Annotated in this window: 11 protein-coding genes and 1 pseudogene; 7 read left to right on the top strand and 5 right to left on the bottom strand. The window is 74.0% G+C overall.

The window, feature by feature from the left end:
- Positions 1-129: 129 nt before the first annotated feature.
- From FHX75_RS16975 to FHX75_RS16965, 3 genes and pseudogenes are all read left to right on the top strand, one after another.
- A pseudogene (locus FHX75_RS16975) lies at positions 130-618 on the top strand (LppU/SCO3897 family protein); the annotation flags it as partial.
- Between the two features lie 235 nt (positions 619-853).
- Positions 854-1,264, top strand: a complete 411-nt coding sequence (locus tag FHX75_RS16970; RefSeq protein WP_154942007.1) for an LppU/SCO3897 family protein — start codon at positions 854-856, stop codon at positions 1,262-1,264.
- Positions 1,265-1,395: 131 nt separating this feature from the next.
- Entirely contained in the window at positions 1,396-2,637 is a 1,242-nt protein-coding gene (locus tag FHX75_RS16965; protein WP_154941106.1) for an ATP-binding protein, read from the top strand.
- 69 nt (positions 2,638-2,706) lie between these two features.
- Here FHX75_RS16965 and FHX75_RS16960 read toward each other — a convergent pair whose 3' ends face one another.
- On the bottom strand, positions 2,707-3,252 hold the full coding sequence (locus FHX75_RS16960) for a GNAT family N-acetyltransferase (RefSeq protein WP_154941104.1): 546 nt from the start codon (positions 3,250-3,252) through the stop codon (positions 2,707-2,709).
- A 135-nt stretch (positions 3,253-3,387) separates the two neighbouring features.
- Here FHX75_RS16960 and FHX75_RS16955 point away from each other — a divergent pair, with 135 nt between their 5' ends.
- Complete coding sequence (locus tag FHX75_RS16955; protein ID WP_154941102.1) at positions 3,388-3,933, top strand: DoxX family protein; 546 nt, start codon at positions 3,388-3,390, stop codon at positions 3,931-3,933.
- Between the two features lie 204 nt (positions 3,934-4,137).
- Positions 4,138-5,580, top strand: a complete 1,443-nt coding sequence (locus FHX75_RS16950) for a glycosyltransferase 87 family protein (RefSeq protein WP_154941100.1) — start codon at positions 4,138-4,140, stop codon at positions 5,578-5,580.
- 34 nt (positions 5,581-5,614) lie between these two features.
- Here the strand turns inward: FHX75_RS16950 and FHX75_RS16945 are convergent, their stop codons facing one another.
- The 4 genes from FHX75_RS16945 to moaC all read right to left on the bottom strand — a co-directional run bounded on the left by FHX75_RS16945 (position 5,615) and on the right by moaC (position 8,349).
- Positions 5,615-6,046, bottom strand: a complete 432-nt coding sequence (locus FHX75_RS16945) for a molybdenum cofactor biosynthesis protein MoaE (RefSeq protein ID WP_280839100.1) — start codon at positions 6,044-6,046, stop codon at positions 5,615-5,617.
- Entirely contained in the window at positions 6,043-7,302 is a 1,260-nt protein-coding gene (locus tag FHX75_RS16940) for a molybdopterin molybdotransferase MoeA (protein ID WP_154941099.1), read from the bottom strand. The genes FHX75_RS16945 and FHX75_RS16940 overlap by 4 nt, the downstream gene beginning before the upstream one ends.
- Positions 7,303-7,390: 88 nt before the next feature.
- Positions 7,391-7,861, bottom strand: a complete 471-nt coding sequence (locus FHX75_RS16935) for a MogA/MoaB family molybdenum cofactor biosynthesis protein (protein ID WP_154941097.1) — start codon at positions 7,859-7,861, stop codon at positions 7,391-7,393.
- Positions 7,858-8,349 (bottom strand): cyclic pyranopterin monophosphate synthase MoaC, encoded by a 492-nt coding sequence (moaC, locus tag FHX75_RS16930; RefSeq protein ID WP_154941095.1) that lies wholly within the window; start codon positions 8,347-8,349, stop codon positions 7,858-7,860. Before moaC ends, FHX75_RS16935 begins: the two co-directional genes overlap by 4 nt.
- 671 nt (positions 8,350-9,020) lie before the next feature.
- On the opposite strand from moaC, the gene FHX75_RS16925 reads away from it, so the two are divergent.
- Both FHX75_RS16925 and FHX75_RS16920 read left to right on the top strand, forming a co-directional pair.
- Entirely contained in the window at positions 9,021-11,561 is a 2,541-nt protein-coding gene (locus FHX75_RS16925) for a putative bifunctional diguanylate cyclase/phosphodiesterase (RefSeq protein ID WP_246158135.1), read from the top strand.
- A complete protein-coding gene (locus FHX75_RS16920) occupies positions 11,558-12,853 on the top strand; it encodes a glycosyltransferase 87 family protein (protein ID WP_154941093.1) in 1,296 nt (431 codons plus the stop codon). The genes FHX75_RS16925 and FHX75_RS16920 overlap by 4 nt, the downstream gene beginning before the upstream one ends.
- Positions 12,854-12,855 lie beyond the last annotated feature (2 nt).

Here is a 12,855-nt window from a genome sequence, read left to right as displayed (position 1 = left end):
TACGGCGCCGCACCGGATCCGCACGGCCCGCCCGCGTGGGGCGAGTCGCAGGCCCACCAGCCGTACCCGCAGCCGGGGTGGGCGTCCACCGACGTCCACCCGCCCAGCGAGCCGTACCGGTCGGCCGGCCCCAGCGCGTACCTCGGCGACCCCACGCCGCCGCAGCCGAAACGGGGCCGGGGCCCGCTGATCACGGTGCTGGCCGTGCTGGCGGTGCTCGTCCTCGGCGGTGCCGCCACGCTCTGGTACCTGGCCGGCGGGGACGACGAACCGGCGCCGAACGCCGCGCCCACCGCCTCAGCGGCGCCGAGCGCAGCGCTGCCCGGGCCGGGCGAGCCGGTGCCGACCACCCCCGCGCCAGCCTCGTCCGCCGATCCGCGCTTCGTCAAAGCGGGCCAGTGCGTGCGCAACGAGGGCCCGGCGGGCGGCAAGCCCAAGCTGCTGATCAGCGACTGCGCCCCGAAGACGTACGAGGTGCTGCGGCGCTTCGACGGCGAGACCAGCGGTGAGAAGGACGCCGAGGCCAAGTGCGCCAAGGTCACCGGCTACACCAACTGGTACTTCTTCGACAGCGAGCTGGACACCCTCGACTTCGTCCTCTGCCTGAAGCAGCGCTGATCCCACCCCTGGGGAAGACATGGCATCCTTCGGACCACCCGGTCAGCCGGACGACCCGTACCAGCGACCCACCTCCGGCCCCGTCGGACCGCCACCACCCTTCCCGGGCGGCGGACACCCCCCGCCCGGGCCGTTCCCGCCGGCCGGGCCCGTCCCGCAGTTTCACGCGCCACCACCCCCGGGGTACGCGCTGCCGCCCGTGCCCCCGCCCCGGCGCAACGGCGGCCGGATCGCCCTGGTCATCGGTCTGGTCGCGGTCCTGCTGCTCTGTCCCTGCCTCGGGCTGGCCGGCTTCGCGGTGTGGCGGGTGACCGGCGCCGACGAGGCGTCGCCGGCGGTGGTCACCTCGGCCGAGCCGTCGGCGGCGGCGACGGAGGAGCCGGGCACCGACCCGAGCACCGCCGAGCCCGCGGAGGGGATCGACGTGGCGGTGGGCGACTGCGTGGTCAACGACGGCACGGACGAGGAGGCCGAGCTGCGCGAGGTGCCCTGCGGCCCGGACACGTTCGAGGTGCTGGTGCGGATCCCGGCGACCACGGACGGGCAGCGGTGCCGGGCCCTCTCGCCGAGGTCGACGGTCAACTACGTGCACGACAACCCGGTCGACCTCTTCGACTACGTGCTCTGCCTGCGGAAACACTCCTAGTAGGTCAATCTTGCCCTGTCTAGCGTCCATGCTAGACAGGGCAAGATTGCTGTCGAGGCCCGCAGACACGCCGGTAGCTCCGTCTATGCATCTCTAGTCCCCCGGCTAGACGGCCCGATACTCTGCGATGCGTGGATCCGGTCCGCAACCCGTACGCCCCCGGCGCCGGCCAGCGCCCGCCCGAGCTCGCCGGCCGGGGGCGGGAGCTGGACGTCTTCGACGTGGTCCTGGAACGCATCGCCCGGGGTCGCCCCGAGCGCAGCCTGATGCTCACCGGGCTGCGGGGCGTCGGCAAGACGGTGCTGCTCAACACCCTCCGCTCGCAGGCGATCAACCACCTCTGGGGCACCGGCAAGATCGAGGCCCGGCCGGACCAGTCACTACGCCGGCCGGTGGCCGCCGCGCTGCACATGGCCGTCCGGGAGCTGGCTCCCCGGCACCGTGCCCCGGACCGGATCGACGCCTTCCTCGGCGTACTCAAGGCGTTCGCCCAGCGCTCCGCACCCGCCGGGCGCGGTGCCGCCGCCCCCAAGCTGCGCGACCGCTGGCAGCCCGGCATCGACGTGCCGGCGAGCAGCGGCCGGGCCGACTCCGGCGACATCGAGATCGACCTGGTCGAGCTGCTCAGCGACGCGGCCGGGGTGGCCGCCGACGTGGGCACCGGGATCGCCGTCTTCATCGACGAGATGCAGGATCTCGGCCCGGAGGACGTCTCCGCGCTCTGCGCCGCCTGCCACGAGCTGTCCCAGCTCGGCGCGCCGCTGATCGTGGTGGGCGCCGGCCTGCCGCACCTGCCGGCCGTGCTCAGCGCGGCCAAGTCCTACTCCGAACGGCTGTTCCGCTACCAGCGCATCGACCGGCTCGACCGGATCGCCGCCGACCAGGCGCTCTGCGCGCCGGCCGAGCGGGAGGAGGTCGAGTACGAGCAGAAGGCCCTCGACCTGCTCTACGAGAAGTCCGGCGGTTATCCCTACTTCGTCCAGGCGTACGGGAAGGCGACCTGGGACCACGCGCCCCGCTCCCCGATCACCGCGGCGGACGTCCGGGTGGCCGCCCCCGAGGCGGAGGCCGAACTGGCGGTCGGCTTCTTCGGCTCCCGGTTCGAGCGGGCCACCCCCGCCGAGCGCGAGTACATGCGCGCGATGGCGACGTTGTCCCTGGTGGAAGGGGAGGCCGACGGCGGCGGCCGGGACGACATGGACGCGGCCGTGCCGACCGCCGAGATCGCCCGGGCGCTCGGGCGCAAGCCGGCGAGCCTCTCCCCGGCCCGGGACGCGCTGATCAAGAAGGGCCTGATCTACTCCGGCGAGCGGGGCACGGTCGCCTTCACCGTCCCGCACTTCGGCCGCTACCTGCGCACCCAACCGGCCTGACCGCCGCCAGCCGGGGCATCTCCGCCGGCACCCGGCGCAGCAGCCACGTCGACGGCGCCCCGGTCGCGGTCAGACGCGGGACCAGGGTGCCGGGAACAGCACCTCACCGCGCGGCGGCGGCCCCTCGCCGCTGGTGCTCGGCGGCAGCGCCAGCGCCTGCCACGGCTCCCCGAGACCCGACCACGGGCTGGTCAGCCCCATCCGGTCCGCCCGGACGAACCCGAAGCGCCGGTAGTACGCGGGGTCGCCGAGCACCACCACCAGGCGCTCACCCAGCTCGGTCGCGGCGTCCAGCCCGGCCTGCACCGCCGCCGTGCCGTGTCCGACCCGCTGCCGGTGCGGGGCCACCGCGACCGGCCCGAGCGCCAACGCCGGGGCGCGGACGTCGTCGGACTGGACGAAGACCCGGCTGAGCAGGGCGTAGCCCACCACCTCGCCGCCGTACTCGGCCACCATCGCCAGCTCCGGGATCCACGCGTCGCTGTCGCGCAACTCGTCGACGAGCGCCACCTCGCCGGGGACCGCCGCGTCGGGGCGGGCGAAGGCGGCGGCCAGCACCATGCGGACGGGCCCGGTGTCCGCCGGGTCCTCGGGGCGCAGCCGCAGGGTCGTCACCCGCGCGACGTTACCGGTCGGAGCACGTCCATCAGCAACGGTCGCTCGAATCGGCGTGGCGTCACGTCCATGTCGGAAGGTCCCGGATCGGCCGTTGCCGGGGTAGCGGACGCCCGGACGGGGTATGACTGATCCATGAAACCCGTGCGCTCCCTCGCCCGCGTCATGTTGAGCGGCATCTTCGTGGTCAGCGGGGTCCGCAACTTCCAGCACCCCGAGCGGCTCGTGCCGACCGCCCAGCCGATCACCGACCGGGTCGCTCCGTTGATCTCCAACGTCGCACCGCAGCTTCCCACCGACACCACCACACTGGTCCGCGCCAATTCGGCGGTGCAGTTCGCCGCCGGCCTGCTGCTGGCCACCGGAAGGTTCAGCCGGCCGGCCGCGCTCGTGCTCGCCGGCACGTTGGTGCCGGTCACCATCGCCGGGCATCCCTTCTGGAAGAACGACGACCCGATGGCGCGCACCAACAACCAGATCCACTTCCTGAAGAACCTCGGGCTCTTCGGCGGCCTGCTGCTCGCCGCCGCCGACACCGAGGGGAAGCCGGGTCTGCGCTGGCGGGCCGGTCATCGCATCGGCCACTCTCGACGTTCCGTCACCCGTGCGGTGCGTACCGCCCGCCGGGAAGCGCGGATCGCCGCCCTCTCCGCGTCCACGGCCCGGCGACTTCCGGGCTGACCTGCGTCAATACGGCCATCACCCCCCGCAAGGCCGCGAATTACCTGAACCACCCGTCTGCCGTTAACGCGGTGGAAATGTCAAAAACATGTGTGGGATCGGACACGGTCGCATAACGCGGGAGGCATCAACGTGAGGCGCCGTTCTAGGCTCCGTACCGGACCTGGACGGGTAGGACGACCTTGGTACGGGGGTGGCCACGCCATGCCGGCGATCGTCGGTAGACGGCTGGACCGCCTCGCCCCAGTCCGTCGCGCAACGCGTGGGATCGATCGTAGGACAGTCGTACGGACCGGCATCGTGGCCGCCGTCGCCTATGCCGCATGGCTCGCCATCGGTGCATTCGGGCGGCCGTACAACTTCTTCGACATGAAGATCTACCACGGCGCGGTGGTGTGGTGGGCGAGCGGTCACGAGCTGTACGAGTTCATCGCGCCGACCACCACCCTCGGCTTCACCTACCCGCCCTTCGCCGGCCTGATGATGCTGCCGATGGCGCGACTGCCGGTCGAGGCGGCGGGCTGGATCAACGCGGCGGGCAGCATCGCCGCCCTCGCGCTCGTGCTGGCCGCGCTGCTGCGGCCGATCGTGGACCGGCTCGGCTGGCCGCTCTGGTTCACCGTGGGCATCGCGACGTCGATGTCCGTCGCCATCGAACCGGTCCGGGAGACCCTCGGGTACGGCCAGGTCAACGTGCTGCTCTTCGGGCTGATCATGGCCGACCTGATCGGGCTGCGCTGGCGGTCCCGGCGGGGCACCCACGGCCGCCCGACCGACGGCCCGTTCGTGCGCTTCCTCTACAGCGGGGCGTGGGCCGGCATGGGGATCGGCCTGGCCACCGCCGTCAAGCTGACCCCGGCGCTCTTCATCGTCTACCTGCTGATCACCCGGCAGTGGCGGACGGCGGCCACCGCCGTCGGCACCACCATCGGCGTGACGCTGGGGACGTTCGCGCTGGTCGGTACGGAGTCGCGGGCCTACTTCGGCGGCGTGCTCTGGCAGACCGAGCGGGTCGGCGCGGCCGACATGACCCCCAACCAGTCGCTGGCCGGCCTGCTCGCCCGGCTGTACGACTCGATCGAGACGCCCGGCCTGCTCTGGCTGTCGTTCTCGGTGCTGATGCTGGCGGTGGGGCTCTCCCGCGCCGCCACCGCCCGGGCCGACGGCGACGAGTTGACCGCGTTCACCCTGGTCGGGCTGACCGCCAACGTGATCAGCCCGATCTCCTGGACGCACCACCTGGTCTGGGTCATCCCGGCGATCGTCGTGCTCGCCGACGCCGCCGTACGCCGCCGCGAGGCGAGCCGGGGCCTGGCGGCGCGCGCCGGCCAGGCGTCGTCGTACGGGGGGCCGCCCGGGGTGAACGGGCTGCGCCCGCCGATCTGGTACCCGACGCTGACCGGCCTGCGGCACGCCGTCGCGGCGGCGGGGCTCTACCTGCTCTTCCTCGTCTCGCCCATCTGGCCGTACGAGCACCAGCTCCCCGAGGTGTCGCACTACCAGGACGGGCTCGTCGGCGCGCTGATGGAGAACTCCCTCGCGCTGGCGCTGATCGTGCTGGTCGCCGCGCTGCCCTGGCGCCCCGGTGCCGAGCCGGCCTTCTACACCGACCGCCTGGCCCGCACCGCCACCACCGCCCGCCGCTGACCGCCACCGGCCCGGATCATGAGGGTCGGAGCGGTCAGGGGCAGTTGACCCATTCCTCGGTGCCGTCGGTGAAGACCTGGCGCTTCCAGATCGGCAGGCGCGCCTTGACCTCGTCGACCAGGCGGGCGCAGGCTTCGAAGGCCGCGGCGCGGTGCGCGGTGCTGACCGCGGCGACCAGTGCCACGTCACCGATCTCCAGCCGGCCGATCCGGTGCGACACCGCGACCGCGTACACCTCGGGTTCGGCGGCGATCTCGGCGGCGACCTCGCGCAGCACGTCGGCGGCGCTCGGGTGGCCTTCGTACTCCAGCAGGGTGACCCGACGGCCGTGGTCGTGGTCGCGGACCACGCCCTGGAAGGAGACCACCGCGCCGGCCCGCCGGTCGGCGACCGCGGCCTCGTGCGCGGCGAGGTCGAGCGGCTGGTCGGTGACCGCGAGGACGGCCACCGTCGGGTCGGCGGTCACCACGAGCGCTCCCCGGGCAGCAGCGGCAGCGGTACGACCGGCACCCGCGCCCCGACCTCGCCGGTGGTGCCCGGACGGATCACCGCGAACCCGTCGGCGCCGGCCAGCCCGCGCAGCATCGCCGAGCCGACGTGGCGCAGCGGGTGGGCGGTGCCGGCGGCCCGGTCCAGCCGGACCAGGGCCAGATGCGTGTAGTCGCCCCGGCCGGGGACCGGCTCGGCGAGCGTGGCGTGCGGCAGCACCGGCATCGGCCGGCCGGTCAGCCCGGCCAGCAGCGGTGCGACCAGCGAGACCAGGGCGACGATCGCGGACTGCGGGTTGCCCGGCAGCCCGGCGACGAAGCGGACCCGACCGTCGGCGCCGGCGAGCCGGGCCAGCAGCATCGGGAAGCCCGGCCGGACCGCCACGGTGTTGACCACGTAATCCGCGCCGAGCGCCTCCAGGGTGGGATGCAGGTGGTCGACCGGACCGTGCATCGTCCCGCCGGTGGTGCAGACCAGGTCGGCGTTGGCCAGCGCGGACCGCAGCGCGGCCACGTGGGCGGGGAGGGTGTCCGCCACCGGGCCGACCACGTCGGAGGAGCGCACCTGGCAGCCGTACCGGCGCAGCCAGGCCGGCACGGCCGGGCCGAGCGCGTCGCGTACCCGGCCGGCGCCGGGCGGGCCGGCGGTCAGCAGCTCGTCGCCGAAGACCAGCAGCGCGGCCCGGGGCTGCCGGCGCACCGGCAGCTGGTCGTGGCCGCAGGAGGCGGCCAGCCCGATCAGCGCCGGGTCGACCGGGGTGCCGGCGGGGAGCAGTTCCTCACCCGCGTACGCCTCCTCGCCCGGCTCCCGCCACTCCGGGTGGGGCCGGGGCGTGCCGGTCACCCGTCCGTCGGCGGTACGGCTCGACTCCTCGATCCGGAGCACGGCGGTGGTGCCCTCGGGGACCATCGCGCCGGTGGCGATCTCGACGGTGGTGCCGTCGGCGGTCAGCGGGGGCGGGGTGTTGCCGGCCAGCACCCGCCCGACCACGTCCCAGGGGCCCTCGCCACGCACCGCCCAGCCGTCGACGCTGGAGGTCGGGAAGGCGGGCAGGTCGGTCCGCGTGGTCAACGGCTCGGCGAGGGTGTGCCCGTCGGTGTCGGCCAGCGGCCGCCGGACCGCGGGGAGCGCGGCGGCGAGGCCCACCGCGTACACCCGGGAGCGGGCCTCCTCCCAACCGGCCGGCGGCGGTGCCGCGACCTGTGCCGCGGCGGCGGCGGTTTCCGTGCTCACCGGGGGCCTCCGTTCACCGACTGCGGTGCGCGCGTCACGTCCGCGCGCTCACCGGGCGAGCCTATCGCCGTGGACTCCGGACCGGGCGTCAGTGGTCGCCGCCGCGCAACTGCTCGACGGCGTGACCGAGGATCGGGCCGAGCACGGCGAGGCCGTCCCGCGCGCCGCCGGTCGACCCGGGCAGGTTGACCACGAGCATTCGGCCCGCCACCCCGGCCAGCCCTCTCGACAGCGCGGAGGTGGGAACCCGGTCGCGGCTGTGCGCCCGGATCGCCTCGGCGATGCCGGGGATCTCGTAGTCGAGCAGCGCGCGGGTCACGTCGGGCGTCCGGTCGGTGGGGGTGATCCCGGTGCCGCCGCTGGTCAGCACCACGTCGATCCCGTCGGCCAGGGCGCTGCGCAACGCCTCGCCCACCGGCTCGCCGTCGGGAACCACCACCGGCTCGTCCACGGCGCAGCCCAACTCCCGCAGGCCAGCGACGAGCAGGGGTCCGCTGGTGTCGGCGTAGACGCCGGCCGCGGCGCGGTTGGAGGCGACCACCACCCGGGCCCGGATCACGGCCGATCCTCGGGGCGGACCCACTCGCCGGTCTTGCCGCCCTCCTTGCGGAGCACCCGCACCGCGTCGACGGAGGCGGCCGGGTCGACCGCCTTGACCATGTCGACCAGGGCCAGCCCGGCCACCGCCACGGCGGTCAGCGCCTCCATCTCCACCCCCGTCCGGTCGGCGGTCCGCGCGGTGGCGGTGATCTCGACGGTGTCCCCGGTGAGCCGCAGGTCGACCGTCACGCCGTGCAGCGCGATCGGATGGCAGAGCGGGATCAGGTCGGGGGTGCGCTTGGCGCCCATGATGCCGGCGAGCCGACCGACCGCCAGGGCGTCGCCCTTCGGCAGGCCGTCGCGGCGCAGCAGGTCGACCACCTCGGCGGTGGTGCGCAACCGGCCGGCGGCCACGGCGAGCCGGCCGCTGACCGGCTTGGCGGAGACGTCGACCATGCGGGCCGCACCCGCCGGGTCGACGTGGGTGAGCTGCGCGGGATCGGTCACGACCGCAGCCTATCCGCCGGGTACGACCGGGACGTGAGCCCGACCGCGACGGGCCGGGCCGAACCCCGTCCCCGATTCACGACCCGCTGTTCATCAGCGATTTCCCTGATCGTGACTAAACGCTTCAGGTGCGCAAGCGCCCGACGCAAAGGGAGTTCGCCGCATCGTCGGCAGCGGGTAGGCGGGGTGTGACTGATGAAAGGCGCAACTTACAGAACGCGAATCACGACGAATGCTCGGTCGGCCATACGCGAGAGTTTCGATACGACTACACTCCGTCGGCCGTCGGCCGTCGGCCGCTTCCCGCTTCCATGTGCGGCGCACGCCACCTCGGGGTACCCGGAACTAGGCCCCCGCACCCGATGACGAAACCGTTGCTGATCCACCATTATCTAGCGTTAACAAGAACCGATAGCCACGCAGCGGTCAGTCTCCGCAAGGAAACGGAACGTCACGACTCCGCGCCCAATTCTCATCTATTGCCCATAGTTACATTTATCCCTCCAAAATTGGCCTAACCGCACTTAGGCTGTGCTGGTCCGAGACGCCGACCGGGAGTCGGGGTCACGACCAGTGAAGGGATCAGGGCGATGTCCGCACACGAGTGGCTGTAGACGATTGTGGCGACGGGATGACCGCACGTAGCCTTGGCCTCTGCTCAGCGAAACCGAGTGGCAGTCGAGGACGCGGTGGCACGACCGGGCGAAGGCAAGACGGAGGCCGAGCGGCAGCTGACGCTGCACGTCGGCCTCGTCTGCGTGGTGGCCGCGGTCGCGGTGGCCTTCTCCGTACGCCAACTGGTCAACCTCGATCTCTCCCTTGACGACCTCACGCTGTCGCTCACCCTGGTCTTCATGGCCGCCCTCGGCGTGCGGATCAACTGGCGGATCCGCATCCGCGCGACGGTGCACGCGATCTCCTGGAGCGAGACGGCCATCGTCCTCGGCCTGGCGGTCGCACCGGCGCCGCTGGTGGTGCTGACCACCGGAGTCGGCGTGGCGACCGCGCTGCTGTCGATGAAGCCGTCGCCGTTGAAGACGGCGTTCGGTGTCGCGAAGAGCACCCTGCTGGCCGCCGGCGCCGGCGTCACCCTGCACGCGCTGGGCTGGTCCGAGACGGCCGACCTGCGGCACGCCATCGGCATGGTCGGCGTCGCCTACGCCGTCGCGGTGGTCCTCGACGAGGTGCTCACCCTGCCGGTCATCGCGCTGGCCACCGGCACCCAGGTCCGCCGGCTCTTCCGGGACGACCTCGGGCTGCGCCTGACGAGCGCACTGGCCCGCTTCGTCCTGATCGCCGTCACCCTGGTCATCCTCCGGGGCGACAACCGACTCCTGCTGGCGGTGCCGCCGCTGGTCCTCAGCCTCCACCTGCTCTACTCCAACCGGGTCAAGGCCCGCACCGAGCAGCAGGCCTGGCAGCGCCTCGCCCGGACCACCGACGCGCTCAACGTCGTCGACCTGGACAAGGTCCTCACCACCGCGGTCACCCAGGCCGGGGAGCTCTTCTCCGCCGACGAGGTGGAGATCGAGCTGCGCGACGGCGGCCGCACGGTCCGCGGCGCCGGCGGCACCATCGGGTACGACGGACCGGCCGGCGAGCCCAGCACCGTCGACGGTTCCGTGCTGCCGGCCCGGCTGGAGGGCCACGACGGCAGCGCCGACGTGGGGGTGCTGCGGCTGCGCTTCCGGGGACCGGTCCAGCTCTCCGAGCGGGAGCAGTACACGCTGCGCACCTTCGCCTCGGCGCTCTGCACCGCCGTCCGCAACGCCCAGGCGTACGCCGAGCTGGCCCGGGTGGCCGCCGAACACGCGCACGCCGCCACCCACGACGCGCTGACCGGCCTGGCCAACCGGCGGCAACTGCTGGAGCGCGGCACCGACCAGCTCAGCACCCGGCACGCCGAAGGGGTGACCGCGCTGGTGCTGATCGACCTCAACCACTTCAAGGAGGTCAACGACACCCTCGGCCACGCCGCCGGCGACCAGGTGCTGATGCAGGTCGCCGACCGGTTGCGGGCCGCCGCGCAGGCCGAGGACCTGGTGGCCCGCCTCGGCGGCGACGAGTTCGCCGTACTGCTGCGCGGGCTGCCCGCCCCGGCGGTCGCCGCGCACCGGGCGGAGACGCTGATCGGCGCCCTGCACCAGCCGTTGGACGTGGACGGCATGCGGATCAGCGTCGAGGCCAGCGGGGGCATCGCCGTGGCGCCGGCCAGCGGCGGCATGCCGGAGCTGCTGCGCCGCGCCGACGTGGCGATGTACCAGGCCAAGCGGGCCGGTCAGCGGGTCTCCACGTACGCGCCGACCCGCGACACCGCCGACCTCGGCCGGCTCACCCTCGGCGGCGAGCTGCCCCGGGCGGTGGCCGACCACGAGTTCACCGTCAACTTCCAGCCCATCGTGGACCTGGCCAGCGGCGAGGTCACCGGCGCGGAGGCGCTGGCCCGCTGGCACCACCCGACCCACGGCATGATCGACCCACTGCGCTTCCTGGAGGCGGTGGAACGCTCCGGCCTGCTCCCCGCGTTCGCCGAGGCGATCCTCGACCAGGCGCTGCTCGCCGCCGTGAGCTGGCGGGCGGCCGGCTTCGACCTGCCGGTCTCGGTCAACGTCTCCCCACGCAGCCTGCTCGACGCCCGCTTCCCCGGCGCGGTGCTGGCCCGGCTGCGGGCCCACGACCTCCCACCCGACCGGCTCGTCCTGGAGCTGACCGAGACGCTGACACTGAGCCAGCTCGACGTGGTCGACCGGGTGCTCAGCCGGCTGCGCGACTCCGGCGTCCGGCTGGCGCTGGACGACTTCGGCACCGGCTACTCCTCGCTCTCCCTGCTCTCCCGCATCCCGGTGCACGAGCTGAAGATCGACCGCAGCTTCGTCACCGCGATGGAGGGCTCCGCGGAGGCCGCGGCGGTCATCCGCTCGACCCTCGACCTCGGCCGCAGCCTCGACCTCACCGTGGTCGCCGAGGGCGTGGAGAGCGAGCCGCAGCGCCGGGCGCTCTGGGAGCTGGGCTGCGCCGCCGGCCAGGGCCACCTCTTCGCCCGCCCACTGCCGTCCGGCAGTCTCCTCGCCGCCCTGCAACGCGGCTCGGGCGGCCGGCCCGGCACCCTCGTCCCGCCGCTGCACGACACCGGCGCGGTCATCCGCCTCGCCCCCGGCCGCCGCCAGCCCGGCCGGAGCCGCCCGACGGGTCTGCCACACTTGCCGGCGTGACCGCCGCCTCCCGCACCTGGCGCGCCCTGGACTCCACCGCCGGCGGCCTCGCCCTCGACCTCGGCCTCTACACGGTCTCCGCCGCCTTCGCCGCGGTCACCGCCGCCACCTCCACCCTGGCACCGCACCGGGCCTGGGGGAGCGTCGCCGCCGTCGGCTACCTGATCGCCGCGCTGCTGGTCGCCGGCCAGCTCCTGCTCCGAGGCCGCCGCCCCGAGCTGGCCGGGGTGCCGGCGCGCTCGGCGGTCACCGCGCTGACCTGGGCGACCACCGCCCTGCTGCCGCTGGTGATCCAGAGCATCCAGCGGGCGTCGGGGCGTACCGACCGGGCGCAGGAGGAGGTGGTGGTCGTCGAGCACTCCGGCATCCGGCTCGCCGAGCACGGCACCCCCTACCTGGGGCCCGACGCGATCGCCGCGCTCCCCGCCGACGAACGACTGCTCGGCTACACGCCGTACCAGCCGGGGATGGCGCTGTTCGGGCTGCCCCGGGCCGGCGTGGACGTTTGGTGGACCGACTCCCGGGTGTGGTTCGCGCTGGTCACCGCGCTGGCGCTGGCCGTCGCGGTGGTCGCGCTGCGCGCCGCCGACCGCCCCTCGGCCGACCGCCCCCACCCGGCGGCGGTGCTGCGCGGCGTACAGGCCGCGACCGTGCTGCCGATCTGCGCGCTCACCCTCGCCACCGGCGGCGACGACCTGCCCGTACTCGCGCTCTGCCTGCTGGCGCTGGCGTGCGCCGCCGCCGGCCGGCCCGGCGCGGCCGGCGTGGCGGTCGGGCTCGCCGGCGCGTTGAAGCTCTTCGCCTGGCCGGTCGCCCTGGTCCTGATCTTCTGGGGCGCCACCCGGCGGGCCGGGCTCCGGGTCGCCGTCGGCGCGCTCGGCCTGCCGGTGCTCGCCGTGGTGCCGGCGGTGCTGGTCGACCGGGACGCGCTGGTGGAGAACGTGCTGCGGTTCCCGCTCGGCCACGGGCTGGTGACCAGCCCCGCCCAGTCCCCCTTCCCCGGGCACCTGATCGCGACCGGACTGCCCGGTGGCCGGGTGATCGCCGCGACGCTGCTCGTCGCCGCCGGCGTGGCGATCGCCTTCCGACTGCTGCGCCACCCGCCCGGCACCGCCACCGCCACCGCGCTGATCTGCGGATACGGCCTGCTGGCGGCCATCCTGCTGATGCCCACCACCCGCTTCGGCTACCTGCTCTACCCGCTCGCCCTGCTCGTCTGGGCACCCGCGCTGGCCGGACAGCCGACCACCGTTTCGCCGGAGTCGCCGACACCGGCCCTCCCCAGGGCGTAGAC

The organism is Micromonospora palomenae (assembly GCF_007829925.1).
GTDB lineage: Bacteria > Actinomycetota > Actinomycetes > Mycobacteriales > Micromonosporaceae > Micromonospora > Micromonospora purpureochromogenes.
The sequence above is the reverse complement of the archived record's forward strand: the minus strand, read 5'-3'. Positions and strand labels throughout refer to the sequence as shown.